At 77.0% G+C, this 18,853-nt stretch carries 1 protein-coding gene; it reads right to left on the bottom strand.

Annotated features, from left to right (window positions below):
* Positions 1 to 6: 6 nt before the first annotated feature.
* Positions 7 to 18,762: a non-ribosomal peptide synthetase gene (locus tag ACZ6CZ_RS04775; RefSeq protein ID WP_469014596.1), complete on the bottom strand. Its 18,756-nt coding sequence runs from the start codon at positions 18,760 to 18,762 to the stop codon at positions 7 to 9.
* Positions 18,763 to 18,853: the final 91 nt, after the last annotated feature.

The following is an 18,853-nucleotide window of genomic DNA, read 5'->3' as shown; positions in this document are numbered from 1 at the left end:
GGGTCCTCACCGTTCGTCGTGGTCGGGGCCGCCGTGCGCGGCGTCTTCGAGTTCGCTCAGGATCTGGTCCTCCACCAGTTCCGCCAGGGCGGCGACGGTGCGGGAGACCAGGACGTCGCGGGGGGTGAGCGTGACGCCGAAGGCGTCGTTGGCGCGGGAGGCGATGAGCAGGGCGCGCATGGAGTCGCCGCCGAGCAGGAAGTAGTCGTCCTCGGCGCCGACGGCCGTCTGGAGGGTCTCCTCCCAGATGGCCGCCACCGCTTCCTCGGTGGGGGTGCGCAGCGGGACGTGATCGGCGCGTTCCCGGTCCCGGTCGGCGTCCGGTGCGGGCGCGGGCAGGGCGGCCCGGTCGGTCTTGCCGTTCTCGGTGAGCGGGAAGCTCTCCAGCGCCACGAACGCCGTCGGCACCATGTGGCCGGGCAGCGACCGGGCGGCCAGCGCCCGCAGTTCGGCGGCGGCGGGGGGCTCGGCGCCGGGGGCGGTGAGCAGGTGGGCGACCAGGCGGGGCAGGCCCGGCTCGTCCTCGCGGACGCTCACCACGGCGTCCAGCACGGCCGGGTGGCGCACCAGGGTGGCCTCGACCTCGCCGGCCTCGATGCGGTGGCCGCGCAGCTTCAATTGGTGGTCGGTGCGGCCGAGGTAGTGCAGTTCCCCGCGGGCGTCGCGGCGTACCAGGTCGCCGGTGCGGTACATGCGGGTGCCGGGCGGTCCGAACGGGTCGGCGGTGAAGCGGGCCGCGGTCAGCCCGGGGCGGCCCAGGTAGCCGCGGGCCAGGGCGGGGCCGCTGAGCCAGAGTTCGCCGGGCACGCCGTCCGGGACCGGCCGCAGCCGGGCGTCGAGGACGTAGGCGCCGGTGGCGGGCAGCGGGCGGCCGATGGGCGGCGCGCCGCCGTCCGCTTCCAGGGGGGCGGACCAGGTGGCGACGACGGTCGCCTCGGTGGGCCCGTAGGAGTTGACCATGCGGTGGTGCGGGGCCCAGCGGGCGACGAGGTCGGCGCCGCACGCGTCGGCGCCGACGATCAGCGTCTTCAGGTCGGGCAGGGTGCCGGGCGTGCCGGGCGGCAGGGTGGCGAGGGCGGCCGGGGGCAGCAGGGTGTGGGTGACGCGCTCCTCGCGCAGGACGCCGGCCAGCGGGGCGCCGAGCAGCGGTCCGGGCGGGGGTACGACGAGCCGGGCGCCGTGCGCCAGGGACATGCACAGCTCCAGCACGGAGGCGTCGAAGCTGGGCGTGGCGAAGGCCAGGACCCGGTCGCCGGGGGCGACGCCGTAGTGCTCGGCCTCGGCGGCGGAGAACGCGGCGAGGCCGCGGTGGGTGACGACGACGCCCTTGGGGGTGCCGGTGGAGCCCGAGGTGTAGATGACGTAGGCCGGGTCGTCCAGGTCGAGCGGACGGGTGCGGTCGGCGTCGGTGGGCCGGTGCCCGGGGACCTCGTCGGCCGGTGCGGCCAGCAGCGCGGCGACCTCCTTGGCGTCGAGGGTGAGGGCGGGTGCCGCGTCCCGCAGCATCAGGGTGATCCGCTCGTCCGGGTAGGCGGGGTCGACCGGCAGGAACGCGGCGCCCGTCTTCGCCACCGCGAGCTGGGCCAGCACCATGTCGGCGCAGCGCGGCAGCAGGAGCGCGACCAGTTGTCCGGGGCCGGCGCCCAGGGCGATGAGCCGGTGGGCGAGGCGGTTGGCGTGCGCCTCGGCCTCGGCGTGGGTCAGCAGCAGGCCGGGGGCGCTCAGCGCGGGGGCGGTGGGCCAGCGGTCGGCGGCGGCCTCGACGAGGGCGGGCAGGGTGGCCGGGGCGACGGGCCGGGCTTCCGGGCGGGACGGTCCGCGCAGCAGCCTGGCCCGGTCCTCGGCGGGCAGCACGTCGATGTCGTCGAGGCGGGCGGTGCCGTCCGAGGCGGCCAGCGCGGCCAGGGTGTGCAGCAGCTGGCCGGCCAGCGACTCGGCGGTGGCCGGGTCGAAGCAGCGCGGGTCGTAGCCGAGTTCCACGCTGAGCCGGTCCCCGGGCGAGACGACGACGGTGAGCGGGTAGTTGGTGGCCTCCCGGGCGTCGAGGTCGCGCAGGTGCAGGCCGTGCGCGCCGGCCGTGGCGTCGCCGACGGGGTAGTTCTCGAAGACCACCAGGCTGTCGAACATCGCCGTCCCGGCGGGCAGCCGGCTCAGCTGGTGCAGCTCGGTCAGGGGGACGTGGTCGAAGCGGCGGTCCTCGGCGCGGGCCTCCTGCACCGCGCGCAGCCAGGCGTCGCAGGGGGCGGCGCCGTCGACGGCGATCCGGGCGGGCAGCGTGGTGATGAACAGGCCGGTGATGGTGTCGGCGCCGGGCAGGCCGGACGGCCGGCCGGAGACGGTGGTGCCGAAGCACACCTCGCGCTCGCCGCTCCAGCGGGACAGCAACAGCGCCCAGGCGCCCTGCACCAGCGTGTTGAGGGTGAGGCGGTGGCGGCGGGCGAACTCCTGGAGCCGGGCGGTATCGCCCGCGGTGAGCCGCTGCGACAGCCAGCTGCCGGAGCGGGCCGTGGTGCCCTGGGCGGGCCTGCGGTCGTAGGGCAGCGGGGTCGGCGCGGCGAGGTCCTTGAGGACGGCGCGCCAGTGGTCCGCCGCCCGGCCGGTGTCGCGGGCGGCGAGCCAGGCGGCGTAGTCCGCGAACGGCCGGCGTTCGGGCAGCGCCGGGCGTTCGCCGCGGGCGAGCGCGGCGTGCGCGGCGAGCACGTCCGAGAGCACGTGGAAGACGCTCCACCCGTCCAGCAGGACGTGGTGGAAGGTCCACACCACGCGCACGGCGTCGGGGCCGAGCCGGACCAGGGCGACCCGCAGCAGCGGGGCCCGGTCCAGGGCCAGGCCGCGGGCGCGTTCCTCGGCGAGCAGCCGCTCCAGTTCGCTCGCGCGCCGCTCCTCGGGCAGCTCGCTCCAGTCGTGCCGGGTGACCGGGAGGGTGACGTCGCGGTGCACGACCTGCAACGGCACCGGGACGCCGTGCAGGGCGACGGAGGTGCGCAGGACGGGGGTGCGGTCGACGACGTGCTGCCAGGCCGCGGCCAGCACCCCGGGATCGCGGGCGCCGTCCGCCACGAACGTGATCTGCTCGACGTACAGGCCGTGTTCGGCCTCGTCCATGCCGTGCACGACCATGCCGGTCTGGGTGGGCGTGAGCGGGTAGACGTCGGCCACGTCGCGTCCGGTGCCGACCAGCCGGTCGACGCCCGCCTGGTCCAGCGGGGCCAGCGGGAAGTCGGACGGGGTGCGGCCGCCGGCGCCGGGCCCGGCGCAGTGCCGGACGACGGCCCGCAGTTCCTCCGCCAGCTCGGCCGCCAGCCGGGCGACGGTCTCGCGCCGGTGCACCTCGCGGGAGTACGACCAGGTGAACTCCAGCCGCCCGCCGGTGACCTGCCCGAGGACGTCGAGGAGGTGCGGGCGTTCGGCCGAGCGGTCCATGCCGCCGGCGAGCGTGCCGTACGGGGCGAGCAGCAGGCCGCCCGGGGCGGCGTCGAGGTCCCGCCGGCCCAGGTAGTTGAAGCCGACCTGGGGCAGCGGGGGCAGGTCGCGGCCCGCCGCCGGGTGCAGGTGGCGCAGCGCGCCGTAGCCGATGCCGCCGTGGGGTACGGCCCGCAGGTTCTCCTTGACCCGCTTCAGCGCGGCGCCGGTGTCCGCGTCCGGGGGGACGTCCAGGGCGACCGGGTACATGGTGGTGAACCAGCCGACGGTGCGGGCCAGGTCGACGTCGTCGAAGAGGTCCTCGCGGCCGTGTCCCTCCAGGGCCACGGTGATCCGCTCCCGCCCGGTCCAGCGGCCCAGCACCCGGCCCAGCGCGTACAGCAGGACGTCGTTGACGCGGGTGCGGTAGACGTCCGGGACGTCCTGGAGCAGCCGGCGGGTGTCCTCGGCGTCCAGGCCGGCCGTCACGGTCTCCTCCTCGGCGCCGGTGTTGGCCCCGGCGCCGTCGGTGGGCAGCGGGGTGTCCGGGCCGAGGCCGCGCCAGTGGCCGAGTTCGCCGTCGAAGCCGCCGGCCGCGGTGTGCGCGGCGAGCCGCTGCGCCCAGGCCTGGAACGAGGTGCTCTTGGCGCCGAGGCCGGGCCGCTCGCCGTCCCGCAGGGCGCGGTAGGCGGTGTCGAGGTCCTCCAGGATCAGCCGCCACGACACCGCGTCCACGACCAGGTGGTGCGCGGCCAGTACGAGCACCGGCTGCGGGTCGCCACCTAGGCGGCACAGGGCCGCCCGCAGGAGCGGCCCGGCCGCGAGGTCGAAGCCGGAGGCGAGGGCGGCGGCCACGTCGCCGAGGGCCGCCGGGTCGTCGGGCAGGCGGTGGCTCTCCAGGCTCGGCGCGTCGCCGGGCGCGCTGCCGTGCTGCCGCCACTGCCCGGCGCCGGCCGGTTCGAACCGCAGGCGCAGCGCGTCGTGGTGGTCCAGTACGGCGGCCAGGGCGCCGCGCAGCAGCCCTTCGTCGGTGTCCGCCGCCAGCCGGTAGGACACCGTCTGGCTGAAGTCGGCCGGGTCGCCGGGGAGGGTGTCGAACAGCCAGTGCTGGACGGGGGTGAGCGGCGCCTCGCCGACCACCGCGCCCTGCTGGGCGGTGGTCACCGGGGCGGGGGCCCGCTCGGCGGCGGCGGCGAGTTCGCCGAGGCTCTGGTGGGTGAACAGGTGGCGGGGGGTGAGGGCGAGTCCGGCGCGGCGGGCGGCCGAGACGATCTGGATGCCGAGGATCGAGTCGCCGCCGAGGGCGAAGTAGTTGTCGTCCGTCTGCACGGCGGGCAGGCCGAGCACCTCGCACCAGATCGCGGCGAGGGTCCGCTCCGCCTCGGTGGCCGGCGGCCGGTCGCCGCCGGTGGCCGGGGCGGCCCACACGGGCTCGGGCAGCGCCCGCCGGTCCAGCTTGCCGGTGGCGCCCAGCGGCAGCCGCTGAAGCGGCATCACGAGGGCCGGCACGAGGTGGTCGGGGAGGCTGCGGGCGAGGAAGGCGCGCAGTTCGGCCGGTTCGGGCAGTGGGCCGTCGCCGGGCACCGCGTAGCCCACGAGGCGGCGGTGGCCGTCGTGCTCCACCACCCGGGCGGCGGCCTCCGTCACGTGCGGGTGGCGGGCGAGGGCGGCCTCCACCTCGCCCAGTTCGATGCGGAAGCCGCGCACCTTCACCTGGTCGTCGCCGCGGCCGAGGTAGACGAGGTCGCCGTCGGCCGTCCAGCGCACCAGGTCGCCGGTGCGGTACATGCGGCCGCCGGGCGGGCCGAACGGGTCGGGCAGGAAGCGGGAGGCGGTCAGGCCGGGGCGGCGCAGATAGCCGCGCGCCACTCCGGTGCCGGCCAGGAACAGCTCACCGGGCGCGCCGACGGGCACCGGGCGCATCCGCTCGTCCAGGACGTAGGCCCGGGCGCCGCCGACCGGGCGGCCGATCGGCGGGTCGCGGTCGGGGTCGGCCGGGTCGCAGAGGGCGGCGGTGGCGTAGACGGTGGCCTCGGTGGGGCCGTAGATGTTCATGACCCGGCAGCCGGGGACCGCCGCGCGGACCTGGCGGACCGTCCGGGCGGGCAGACCCTCCCCCGCCAGGACCACCGTGTCGGCCGCGACGTGCACGGCGTCCTCCGCGAGGAGCCGGCCCAGGGCGGAGGGCACCGCGCTGAGCAGCCCGGCGCGCCACGGTCCGGGGCGCTCGGCGAGGGCCAGCAGGTCGCGGACGATCTCCACGCTGCCGCCGGCCAGCAGCGGCGAGAGGATCTCGAACACCGACACGTCGAAGTTGAGCGAGGTGGAGGCCACGACGTGGGCGAGTCCGCGGCCGGTGAACTCCGCCGCGGCCCAGTCGGTCAGCGCCAGCACCGACGCGTGGGCGACGACGACGCCCTTGGGGCGGCCGGTCGAGCCGGAGGTGTGGATGACGTACGCGGGGTGCCCGGGCAGCAGGGTGCCGTGCCGTTCGCCGTCGCCGACCGGGCCGGCCGGGGTGGCGGCCAGCCGCGCGGCGCAGCCGGGGTCGTCCAGCACGATCCGGGTGTACGGGCCGTCCGGCAGCCGGCCGGAGGTCTCGGTGCTGGTGATCACGGCCTCGGGGCGCACGTCGTCGAAGAGGAACGCGATGCGCTCGGCCGGGTGTCCGGGGTCGACCGGCAGGTAGGCGGCGCCGCTCTTGAGGACCGCCAGCAGCGCCACCACCAGGTCGGCGGTGCGCGGCAGGGCCAGGGCGACGAACCGCTCGGGTCCGGCGCCGGCGGCGATCAGCAGCCGGGCCAGCCGGTCGGCGCGCTCGTCCAGTTCCCGGTAGGTCAGGTCTCCGGTCGCGCACCGCACGGCCGGGGCGCCGGGGGTGGCCGCCGCCTGCCGGCGGAACGCCTCGGGCAGCGTGCCGCGGGGTGCCTCGCTCACCGGTCCGCCGAAGCGTTCGAGCAGCTCGCGGCCGCGGGCGGGCTCCGTCAGCGCCAGGTCGGCGAGGCGGCGTCCGGGGTCGGCGGCCATCTGGGCCAGCAGGGTGCGCAGGCTCTCCCCGAGGCCCTCGACCGTGGCGGCGTCGAAGGCCGCGGGGTCGTAGTCGAGGTTGACGGTGAGGCTCTCGCCGGGCGCGACGACGACGCTGAGGGGGTAGTTGGTGGGCTCAAGGTCGCGTTCCTGTTCGACGCCGAGGCCGTGCCGGGCCACCGCCCCCTCGTCGAAGGGGTAGTTCTCGAAGACCACGATGGAGTCGAACAGGGTGGTGCCGCCCGGCACCTCGCTCCAGGTCTGGAGCTGCGCCAGCGACACGAACTCGTGGCGGCGGGCCTCCGACTGGGCGGTCTGGAGGTCGCGCAGCCAGTCGAGCAGCGGGCGCCGTCCGTCGATCCGCGCCCGGGTGGGCAGGGTGTTGATGAACAGGCCGACCATGGAGGTGACGCCCGTGAGGTCGGCGGGCCGCCCGGAGACGGTCGTGCCGAACACCACGTCGTCGCCGCCGCCGTAGCGGGACAGCAGCAGCGCCCAGGCGCCCTGGAGAACGGTGTTGACCGTCAGCCCCGCCTGCTGCGCGGTCTCCCGCAGCCGGGCCGACAGCGCCGGGTCGAGGGTCACCCGCACGGCCTGGGAGGAGGAGGCGCGGTGGGCCTCGGCGGGCCGCCGGTCGCGGGGCAGTTCGGTGGGCGCGGTGAAGCCGGCCAGCGCGCGGCGCCAGTGGCGTTCGGCGGCGGCGGTGTCCTGGGCGGCCAGCCAGCGCAGGTAGTCGGCGAACGGGTGGCGCTCGGGCACCTCGGGGCGGCGTCCGGTCGTCAGGGCGGCGTAGCGCTCGCACACCTCGTCGAAGACCTGGGCGGCGCTCCAGCCGTCCAGCAGTACGTGGTGGAAGGTCCACACCAGGCGCACCCGTGTCGCCGACAGCCGGATCAGCGTCAGCCGCATCAGCGGCGCCGTGCCCAGGTCGAGGCCCGCGTCCCGGTCCTCGGCGAGCAGCCGGTCCAGTTCGCGCGCGCACCACGGCCCGGGCCGGTCGCTCCAGTCGTGGTGGGTGACGGGCACGGCCGCCCGGTGCGGGACGACCTGGACGGGCTCCGCGGTCTCCTGCCACACCAGCCGGGTGCGCAGCATGGGGTTGGCGTCCACGGTGCGCTGCCAGGCCTCGGCCAGGGCCCGCGGGTCGGTGACGCCGGACAGCACCAGCTGCACCTGGTTGACGTAGGTGCGGCCGTCGGGGTCGAGCAGGCTGTGGAAGAGCATGCCGGCCTGCATCGGGGTCAGCGGGTAGATGTCCGCGACCGCGCTGCCGTCGCCGGCGATCCGGTCGACGGCCGCCTGGTCCAGGCGGGCCAGCGGGTAGTCCGAGGGGGTACGGCCGCCGGCGCCGGGGCGGGCGCAGTGGGCGACGATGTCCTCCAGGGCGCGCAGCATGCCCTCGGCGAGCCCGGTGACGGTCCGCTCGTGGTGCCGGTGCTCGCTGTAGTACCAGATGATCTCCAGGCGGTCGTCCTCGACGCGGGCCACCACGTCCAGCAGGTGCGGGCGTTCGCTGCCGGGTGCGTCCGCGCCGCCGAGTCCGCCGGGCACGGCGCCGACCAGGGCGGCGCCGTCGGGCGACCAGTCGAAGCGGCCCAGGTAGTTGAAGCTGATGCCGGGGGCGGGTGCGCCGGCGAGGCGTTCGTCCCGGGCGAGGTGGCGCAGGGCGCCGTAGCCGATGCCCCGGTCCGGTACGGCCCGCAGCTGCTCCTTGACGGACTTCAGCGCGCTCCCCCAGTCCCCGGCCGGGACGTCGAGGGCGACGGGGAAGAGCGTGGTGAACCAGCCGACGGTGCGGGACAGGTCGACGTCCTCGAACAGCTCGTCCGCCCGGCCGTGCCCCTCCAGGCCGACGGCGACCGTACGGCGGCCGGTCCACTCGGCGAGCACCCGGCCGAGGGCGGTGAGCAGGACGTCGTCGATCCGGGTGCGGTAGACGCCGGGGACCTTGCGCAGCAGTTCGTCGGTGCGGGCGCGGTCCAGGCGGACGGTGACCGCGCGGACGTCGGCCATGGTGTTGCCGCCGGCCCGCTCCGGGTCCGCCTCCACGTCCACGGGGAGCGGGGCGGCGCAGTGCCGGACGGCGGACTCCCAGTGGTCGCGCTGGTCCGCGAAGCCGCCGCCGTCGGTGTGGGCGCGCAGCCTGCGGGCCCACTCCTGGACCGAGGTGGTGCGCACGGGCAGCCGGACCGGTTCGCCCGCGGCTGCCTGCCGGTAGGCGGTCTCCAGGTCCTCCAGCAGCACGCGCCAGGAGACGCCGTCGACGACCAGGTGGTGGACGGCCAGCAGCAGCCGGGCGGGCCGGTCGCCGCCGGCGGTGAACAGGCGGGCGGTGAGCAGGGGGCCGGTGTCCAGCCGGAACCCGGCGTGCGCCGCCTCGGTGATCCGGGCCTCCCGCTCGGCGGCCGCCGCCTCGTCCAGGCCGCTCAGGTCGCAGACCTCCAGCAGATCGGGCACGGGCAGGCCGGCCGGGGCGCAGTCCTGGCGCCAGGTTCCGTCGCCGGCCCGGGTGAACCGGGAGCGCAGGGCGTCGTGGTGCTCCCACAGCGCGGCCAGGGCGGTGCGCAGGGCGCCGGGGTCGACCGCGCCCGGGGCCCGCACGACGAGCGCCTGGTCGAAGAAGTCCGGCCGGTCAGGACCGGGGTCGAGGAACCAGTGCTGCACGGGCAGCAGCCCGGTCTCCCCGCTGACCGGCCCGGTCCCGGCGACGGTGGCGGCGGTGCCGGTGGCCGCGGCGAGCGCGGCGACGGTGGGGTGGCGGAACAGGTCGCGCGGGGTGAGCGCGAGCCCCGCGGCGCGGGCCCGGGAGACGACCTGGATGCTGAGGATGGAGTCGCCGCCCAGCATGAAGAAGTTGTCGTCGACGCCGACCCGGTCGACGCCGAGCAGGTCCGCCCAGACCTCGGCGAGGACGCGTTCGGCCTCGCCGCGCGGGGCGCGGTAGGCGCTGTCCCCGCTCGCCGCCCAGTCCGGGGCGGGCAGCCGGCGCCGGTCGACCTTGCCGTTGGCCGTCAGCGGCAGCTCGGGGACGGCGACGAACGCGGCGGGCAGCATGTAGTCGGGCAGCCCCGCGGCCAGGTGGGCGCGCAGCTCGGTGGCGGACGGCACGGCGGCGCCCTGGGCCGGTACGAGGTGGGCGGCCAGGCGCTTGCGTCCCGCGTCCTCGTACAGCGAGACGACCGCCTCGGCGACGTCCGGGTGCGCGGTGAGGCGGGCCTCGATCTCGGCGGGCTCGATGCGGAAGCCGCGGATCTTGATCTGGTCGTCGGCGCGGCCCACGAAGTGCAGCTCGCCGTCGGCGCTCCACCGCACGATGTCGCCGGTGCGGTACATCCGGCCGCCGGGCGGGCCGAAGGGATCGGCGAGGTAGCGGGCGGCGGTGGCGCCGGGCCGGCCGGCGTAGCCGCGGGCGACTCCGGCGCCGGCGACGTACAGCTCGCCCGGGATGCCGGGCGGCTGCGGTCGCAGGGCGCCGTCCAGGACGTAGACGCGGGTGTTGTCCAGCGGGCGCCCGATGGGCAGCACGGCGGGCAGCGGGTCGCCGGCGCGGAAGACGCGCCGGGTGGCGAAGGTGGTGGTCTCCGTGGGTCCGTAGCCGTCGACGACGGTCAGGCCCGGGCAGGCCTCCAGGACGCGGCGCACGACCGCGCCGGGCACGGCCTCGCCGCCGGTCCACACCTCGCGGGCGCCGCGCAGGCAGGCCGGGTCCTCCTGGGCGAGCAGCCGGAACAGCCCGGCGGTCAGCCACAGGCAGCGCACGCCCTGCTCGGTGACGGCGCGGCGCACCAGGGCGGCGTCCACGTCGGCCGGCGGGGCGAGGACGGCGGTGCCGCCGCGCAGCAGCGGCACCCACACCTCGTAGGTGGCGGCGTCGAAGGCGTGCGGGGAGTGCACGAGCACCCGGTCGTGGCCGGTGAAGGCGCGGTCCCGGGCGAGCGCGGCGACGTCCCGCTGGCGCACCGCGACGCCCTTGGGGACGCCGGTGGAGCCGGAGGTGAACATCAGGTACTGGACGTTGTCCGGGTGGACCGCCGAGGCCTGGGCACCGGCGTCGCCGGGGGCTTCGCCGGGCGTCGCCCGGGCGGCGCCGGTGCCGTCCAGGAGCAGCACCCCGTCGCCGGGCAGCAGGTCGCGGGCCGTGTCCTGACCGGCGGCGTCGGTGAGCAGCAGGTCCGCCCCGGCCTCGGTGAGCATCCGGCGCAGCCGCTCGCGCGGCGCCCTGCCGTCCAGCGGCACGTACACGCCGCCGGTGCGGACCAGGGCGAGCTGTGCGACGACCAGGCCCGCCGAGCGGTCCATGAGCACGCCGACCGCGCGTTCCGCCCGGACGCCGAGCGCCGTCAGCCGCGCGGCCAGGGCCGCGGCGCGGGCGTCGAGCTGCCGGTAGGTGAGGCGTTCGCCGCCGGCCTCCAGGGCGACGGCGTCCGGGGTGCGCCGCACCTGTGCGGTGAACAGCTCCGCCACCGTGGCCTCGGGCAGCTCGGTGGCCGTGTCGTTCCAGTCGCGCAGCACCTGGGCGCGGCGCTCGGCGGTGAGCAGCGGCAGCCGGGCGGGCGGCCGTGCGGCGCCGGCGGTCATGCCCTCCAGCAGCACGGTGAGGTACTCGGCGGCCCGCCGCACGGTGGCCTCGTCGAACAGCCGCGGGTCGTAGCCCAGCCGCAGGGCCAGTTCCGGGCCCGGGTAGGCGACGAGGCTCAACGGGTAGTTGGTGGTCTCGATGCCGTCCAGGCCGGTCAGCCGCAGTCCGTGGGAGGCGGCGAGCCGGTCGTCGACGGGGTAGTTCTCGAAGACGACGATGCTGTCGAACAGGCCGACCCGCTCGGGCAGCCCGGTGAGCGCCTTCATCCGGGTCAGCGGCACCCAGTCGTGGCGGCGGTCCTCGCTCTGGTCCTGCTGGAGCCGGCGCAGCCAGTCCACGAGGGTGCCGTCGGCGGGCACCGTGACCCGGGTGGGCAGGGTGGTGATGAACAGGCCCGTCATGGTGTCGGCGCCCGGCAGCTCGTCGGGCCGGCCGGAGACGGTGGTGCCGAACACCACGTCGTCGCGGCCCGCCTGCCGGGCCAGCAGCAGCGCCCAGGCGCCCTGCACGAGGGTGTTGAGGGTGAGCCCGGACGTGCGGGCCAGCTCCTCCAGGCCCCGGGTCGCGGCGGCGGGCAGCGTGACCCGCACCGCCCGGGTGGACTCGGCGCGGTGCGTCTCGCGCGGCTCGCGGTCGTAGGGCAGCGGCGTGGGCTCGGCCAGCCCGGCGAGCCTCTCGCGCCAGTGCCGCTCGGCCTCGTCGCCGTCCCGCTCGCGCAGCCAGGCCACGTAGTCGCGGTAGGGGCGGCGGTCGGGTACGCCGTCGCCGGCGCCGCGCCCGCTGAGCGCCGAGTGCCGGGCGAAGACGTCGGACAGGACCTGGAAGAGGCTCCAGCCGTCCAGGACCAGGTGGTGGAAGGACCACACCACCTGGACGGCCGTGTCGCCCACCCGGGCGAGCAGCAGGCGCTGGAGCGGGGCCCGCGTCAGGTCGAGGCCGGCCGCGCGGTCCTCGTCGAGCAGGGCGCCCAGCCGCTCGCGGCGCTCGTCCTCGCCGAGGCCGCGCCAGTCCAGGTGGGTGACGGGCAGGTCGGCCCGGCGCTGCACGACCAGCAGCGGCTCGGGCATGTCCTGCCAGGCGACGCGGCCGCGCAGCACCTCGGTGCGGTCCGTGACCTCCTGCCAGGCGGCGGCGAGCACGGCCGGGTCGGCCACGCCGTCCAGGACGAAGGTCAGCTGCTGGAAGTAGACGCCGCGGTCGTCCTCGGACAGCCCGTGGAAGAGCATGCCGGCCTGGGTCGGCGTCAGCGGCAGGACGTCCTCCACGGCGCCGGGGTCGCCGCCCGCGAGGGCGTCCACGGCCGTCTGGTCGAGCCGGACCAGCGGGAAGTCGGACGGGGTGCGCCCGGCGGCGTCCGGCCGCGCGGCGTACCGGGCGAGGCCGGCCAGCGCGTCGGCGAAGGCGGCGGCCAGCCGCTGGACGGTGTCCTCGTGGTGCAGCTGGTCGGAGTAGAACCAGGTGAACTCCAGCTCGTCGCCGTCGAGCAGCCCGACGACCTCCAGGGCGTGCGGGCGCTCGGCCGAGGGGTCGGCGTCCAGCTCCAGCGGCCGGAAGGTGCCGCGGCACAGGCCGTCCGGGGCGGCCGGGCCCGCCATGCGGCCCAGGTAGTTGAAGCTGACGTCGGCGGCCGGGGTGCCGGGGGCGGCCCGGTGCCCGGTCAGGTGGTGCAGGGCGTCGTGACCGAGGCCGTGCCGGGGCACCGCCCGCAGCTGCTCCTTGACCTGCTTGAGCACGCCGTCCCAGCCGGCGTCGGCGGGGACGTCGAGGGCGACGGGGTGGCGGGTGGTGAACCAGCCGACGGTCCGGCTGATGTCGAGGTCGGCGAAGAGTTCCTCACGGCCGTGGCCCTCGACGTCCACCAGCACCGGCCGCCGGCCGCTCCACCCGCACAGCACCCGCCCGAGGGCGCCGAGCAGCACGTCGTTGACCTGGGTGCGGTAGGTGTCGGGCAGGGTGCGCAGCAGTACGGCCGTGTCGTCGGCGCTCAGCCGCACGGTCACCGCGCGGGCCGAGGCGTAGGTGTTGGCGCCGAGCAGGTCGGTGGGCAGGGGCGGCGCGGTGTCCGGGAGGGCCCGCGCCCAGTAGTCCTTCTCGTCGTCGAAGCCGCCGGCCGCGGCGTGCGCGGTCAGCTGCCGCGCCCACTGCCGCAGCGGCGAGGACTTCGCGGGCAGGGCCGCCGCCGGGTCGCCGCCGTCGCGGCGGGCGCGGTAGGCGAGGTCGAGGTCCTCCAGCAGCACCCGCCAGGACACCCCGTCGACCACCAGGTGGTGCACGCTCAAATGCAGCACCGGGGGCCGGCCGGGCCCGCGGTCGTGCAGGACGGCCCGCAGCAGCGGTTCGCCGGTGAGGTCGAAGGGGCCGAAGTGGGGGGTGTCCGTGTCGGGCCCGGTGTGGTGGGCCAGCCGGACGCGGACCGGCCGGTCGTCGATGATCCAGCGCACGCCCGTCACCCCGCTCCCGCCTGCGTCGGTGCCGGCATCGGTGCGCGCCCGGGTGTCGGGGACGAACCGTGAGCGCAGCGCGTCGTGGTGGGCCACCAGGTCGTTCAGCGCGTCCTGGAGGGCGGTGACGTCCAGGTCGCCGGGCAGCTCGACGGAGAGGGCCTGGGCGAAGTGGCCGGCCCGCTCCCCCGCGCTGTCGAACAGCCAGTGCTGGATGGGGGTCAGCGGGCTGGTGCCGGTGGCGGCCACCGGGGCGGGCGCGCCGGTGCGGCGCCGGCCGGCGGCGTCCGCGCACCGGGCGAGGGCGGCGACCGTCTGGTGCCGGTAGACGTCACGGGAGGTCACCACCAGGCCGGCCTGCCGGGCCCGGGCCACGACCTGGATGCTCAGGATCGAGTCGCCGCCCAGTTCGAAGAAGTTGTCGTCCGCGCCGACCCGTTCCACGCGCAGCACGTCCGCCCAGATCGCGGCGAGGGCCCGTTCGGTGGCGGTGCGGGGCGCGACGTGGCGTACGGCGGTGACCGCCGGGCCCGGGTCGGGCAGCCGGCCGCGGTCGAGCTTGCCGTTGGAGTTGAGCGGCAGGGCGGGCAGCACCAGGACGGTGGCGGGGACCATGTAGTCGGGCAGGGTCCGGCCCAGCGCCCGGCGCACGGCCTCCGGCTCGACCCGGCCGCCGGGCACGGGCACCACGTAACCGACCAGGCGCCGGTGGCCGCGGTCCTCGGTGGCGGTGGCCGCCGCCTCCGCCACCCCCTCGCAGCGGCGCAGCGCCTCCTCGACCTCGCCCAGCTCGATGCGGAAGCCGCGGACCTTCACCTGCTGGTCGGTCCGGCCGACGTACTCCAGCTCGCCGTCGGCGGTCCACCGCACCAGGTCCCCGGTGCGGTACATCCGCTCCCCCGGTGCCCCGTAGGGGTCGGCGACGAAGCGTGCGGCGGTCAGGCCGGGGCGCCGCAGGTAGCCGCGCGCCAGTCCGCCGCCCCCGAGGTACAGCTCACCCGTCACCCCGGGCGGCTGCGGGCGCAGCGCGCGGTCCAGGACGTAGGCCCGGTTCAGGGCCACGGGTCTGCCGATGGGGGGCGCCTGTTCGGGGGCGGGCCGGTCACCGGCGAACCAGGCGGTGGCGTAGACGGTGGCCTCGGTGGGGCCGTAGATGTTGGCTATCTCGCTGCCGGGCATGACGGCGCGCAGGTCGGCCACGGTCTGCGCGGGCAGCGCCTCGCCGGCCAGCACGACCGTGTCCGCGACGACGGGGGCGGCGCCGCCGGCGACCAGCCGGGAGACCACCGAGGGCACGCCGCTGACCAGCCCGGCGCGGCGCGGGCCCGGTTCGTCGGCCAGCGCGGGCAGGTCGGCGACCACCTCGACGCTGCCGCCGGCCAGCAGCGGGCAGAGCAGCTCGAAGACCGAGACGTCGAAGTTGAGGGAGGTGGCGGCCACGACGTGCGCCAGCCGGCCGTCGCCGAACCGCTCGCGCACCCACCCGGCCAGCGCGACGACGCTGCGGTGGGTGACCACGACCCCCTTGGGGCGGCCGGTCGAGCCCGAGGTGTAGATGACGTACGCCGGGTGGTCCGCGCACAGCGGACGCAGCCGGTCGGCGTCGGTGAGGTCGGTGTCGGTGAGGCCGGTGTCGGTGAGGCCGGCGTCGGCGAGGTCGGTGCCGGTGGGAGCGGTGCCGTCCTCGCCGGGGCCGGCGCAGTCCTCCAGGATCAGCGGGCGGCAGTCCTCGGGCAGGGACCGCGCGGTCTCCCGGGTGGCGACGACGAGGGCGGGGCGGGCGTCGTCCAGGATCAGCCGGATGCGCTCGGCCGGGTAGCCGGGGTCCACCGGGAGGTAGGCGGCGCCCGACTTCAGCACCGCCCACAGCACCGACGGCAGCTCGGCGGAGCGCGGCAGGCAGAGCGCGACCAGGGTCTCCGGGCCCGCGCCGCGGGAGACCAGCAGCCGGGCCAGCCGGTTGGCGCGGCGGTCGGTGCCGGCGTAGTCCAGCCGCACCGGGCCGCAGGTCACGGCCGTCCGGTCGGGGGTGCGGGCCACCTGCGCGCGCCACAGCTCGGGCAGCGTGGTGTCCCCGGTCCGCCGCGCCGCGCGGGCCGGCGGGTTCCAGGAGTCGACGAGGGTGCGCTGCTCGTCCTCGGAGAGCATGGGCAGCTCGGCGAGCGTGCGCCGCGGGCCGTCCGCCATGCCCTCCAGCAGGTGGTGCAGATGACGGCAGAGCCGGGCCGCGGTGCGGGCCTCGAACAGGTCGGTGTTGAACTCGGCGGTCAGTTCGCAGCTGCCGTCGGCGTCCGGCGCGAACTCCAGCACGAGGTCGAACCGGGCGGCCGGGCGGGGCAGCGGATGGTCCTCGAAGCGCAGCCGGCCGGCGGCGGGCAGCGCGGTGGCGGCGGCCTGCTGGACGACGAGCGCCTGCACCAGCGGGGTCCGGCTGGGGTCCCGGGGCGGCGCCAGCTCCTCCACCACCCGGTCGAAGGGGACCGCGTCGTGGGCGAAGGCGTCCAGCACGGTCGCGGCCGTGCTCTCGACGTACCGGTCGACGGTGGCGCTCTCGTCCACCTCGCCGCGCAGCACCACGGTGTTGGCGAAGAAGCCCGCGACCTGCTCCAGGTCCCGGCGGCCGCGCCCGTTGGTGACGGTGCCGAAGGCCACGTCCCGCTGGCCCGAGTAGCGCGAGAACAGCAGCGCCGACGCCCCGGCGAACAGGGTGAACAGGGTGGTGCCGCGTCCGGTGGCCAGGTGCCGCAGCCGGGCCACCAGGTCGGCCGGGAGGTGGTGGCGGTGCGCGGCGCCGCGGGCGGTGCGCACCGCGGGCCGGGGCCGGTCGGTGGGCAGCTCCAGCTGCTGCAGGCCCGTCAGGTGGCGCTTCCAGTAGGCCAGGTCGTCGGCGTCGCCGGCCGCGCGCTGCCGGTGCTCCCACACCGCGAAGTCCGGGTACTGGACGGCCGGGTCGGGCAGCTCGTCCGGTTCGCCGGAGACCTCCGCGTGGTACAGCGCGGCCAGTTCCCGGGTCAGGACGCCCACCGACCAGCCGTCGGTGACGATGTGGTGCTGGCCCAGCAGCAGCACGTGCTCCTCGTCGGTGAGGCGCACCAGCAGCGCGCGGGTCAGCGGGCCCGCGGTGAGGTCGTAGGGGCGGTTCAGCTCCTCGGTCAGCAGCTCCTCGACGGCCGCCGGCCGCCGGTCGGGCGCCACGTCGCCGAGGTCGTGCGTGCGCAGCGGCAGGTCGGCGTCCTGGCTGACGAGCTGGGCGCCCTGGCCGTCGACGGTGGTGAAGGTGGTGCGCAGGGCGTCGTGCCGGGCGCAGAGCCGGCGCAGGGCCCGGCGCAGCGCAGCGGGGTCCGTCTCGCCGCGCAGCCGCAGGGCGACACCGGTGTTGTACTCGCAGCCGCCGCCGGCGAGGTCGTCGAGGAACCACAGCCGGCGCTGGGCGCTGGACAGCGGCAGCGGCCGGTCGCGCGGGGCGGGCGGGATCGGCTCGCTGGGGGCGGCGGCGTGCGGGTCGCCGAGCAGCGGGGCGAGGGCGGCGACCGTGCGCGCGGTGAACACGTCCCGCACGGTCAGCCGTACGCCGAGGTCCTCCCGGACCCGGGCCAGGACCTGGGCGGCGAGGATGGAGTCGCCGCCCAGGTCGAAGAAGTCGTCGGTGGCGCCGACCGCGTCGACGCCCAGCACGTCGGCCCAGATCGCGGCGAGCGTCCGCTCCTGCGGGGTGCGCGCGGGCACGTGTGCGGCCGTGGCGGTGCGGGCGGGGGCCGGCAGGGCGCGGCGGTCGATCTTGTTCTGGGGGGTGAGCGGCAGGGTGTCGAGGACGACGACGGCGGCCGGCACCATGTGGGCGGGCAGCACGGCGGCCACGGAGGCGCGCAGCGCCGCGGGGTCGAGGGCCGGGCCGGGCCCGGCGGGGGTGACGTAGCCGACGAGCCGCGGTCTGCCCGGCTCGTCCTCGCGCACCACGACGACGGCCTCGCCGACGCCGCTGTGGCGCAGCAGGGCCGCCTCGATCTCGCCCGGTTCGACGCGGAAGCCGCGGATCTTGACCTGCCGGTCGGCCCGGCCGAGGAACTCGAGTTCGCCGTCCGCGGTCCGGCGGACCCGGTCGCCGGTTCTGTACATGCGGGCGCCGGGCGGTCCGAAGGGGTCGGCGACGAAGCGGGCGGCGGTCAGGCCGGGGCGGCCGAGGTAGCCGCGGGCCACCGCGTCGCCGCCCACGTACAGCTCGCCGTCCGTGCCGGGCGGGACGGGCCGCAGGCCGGCGTCGAGGACGTGCGCCCGGGTGTGCGGCAGGGCGGCGCCGATCGTCGGGGTGCCGCCGCCGGCGGTGAGGGGGCCGGTCCAGGTGGCGACGATGGTCGCCTCGGTCGGGCCGTAGGAGTTGATCATGCGGCGGCCGGGCGCCCAGCGGTCGACCAGCGCGGCCGGGCAGGCCTCGGCGCCGACGATGAGGGTGCGCAGGTGGCGGCCGGCGCCGGTGTCCGGGCCGGGCACCGTGGCCAGGGCGGCCGGCGGGATGAGGGTGTGGGTGATGCGGTGGGTCTCCAGCACGGCGGCGAGTTCGTCACCCAGCCAGGGACCGTCGGGGGGTATGACGAGGGTGGCACCGGCCAGGACGGATATGAACAGCTCCAGCACGGAGGCGTCGAAGCTGGGCGAGGAGAACTGCAGCACCCGGTCGCCGGGGCGGACGGCGTAGCGCTCGACGGCGGCCGCGGTGAAGCCGCCGATGCCGCGATGGGTGACGGTGACGCCCTTCGGTGTCCCGGTGGAACCGGAGGTGTAGATGACGTACGCGGCGTGGTCGGCGCCGACGGCCGGACGCGGGACGGCCGCCCCGTCGCCGCCCGCCTCGGCGTCCGGACCGGCGTCCGCGGCGTCCGTGGCCTGCGCGGTCTCCGCGGCCAGGAGTTCGCGGACCCGGGCGAGGTCGTCGAGGGTCACCGCGGGAGCGGCGTCGGTGAGCATCAGCGCCCGCCGCTCGGCCGGGTAGGCGGGGTCGACCGGTAAGAAGGCGGCACCCGCCAGGGCGACGGCCAGCTCGGCCGCGATCAGCTCCATCGAGCGCGGCAGCACCAGCGCCACCGTGCGCTCCGGACCGGCGCCGCGCCGCACGAGGTGGCCCGCGAGCCGGCCGGCCCGTGCCGCCAGTTCCCGGTAGCTCCAGGTCCGCCGGCCGTCGGTCAGCGCTGGCGCGTGCGGGGTACGGGCGACCCACGCGGCGAACAGCTCGCCGAGCGTCGGGTACGCCTCCGGCGCGGCCGTGCCGGCCTGCGGCTGGACGGACGCCGGTACGGGCTTGTCGTGCAGGTCGGTCATGGGTGCAGTCCTTCGGCGGAGGGGACGGCGCGGCCGGGAGAGGGCGGGTGGGCAGCCCTCGGACCCGCCGGAGCGGTGGAGTGGTCGGTGC

It is taken from the genome of Streptomyces sp. NPDC041135 (assembly GCF_055592085.1).
This window is presented reverse-complemented; position numbering and strand designations above follow the sequence as displayed.

What these genes read in the sequence shown, in the direction of transcription:
- ACZ6CZ_RS04775 (WP_469014596.1), bottom strand. Translation starts at nt 18,762, where the DNA reads ATGACCGACCTGCACGACAAGCCCGTACCGGCGTCCGTCCAGCCGCAG.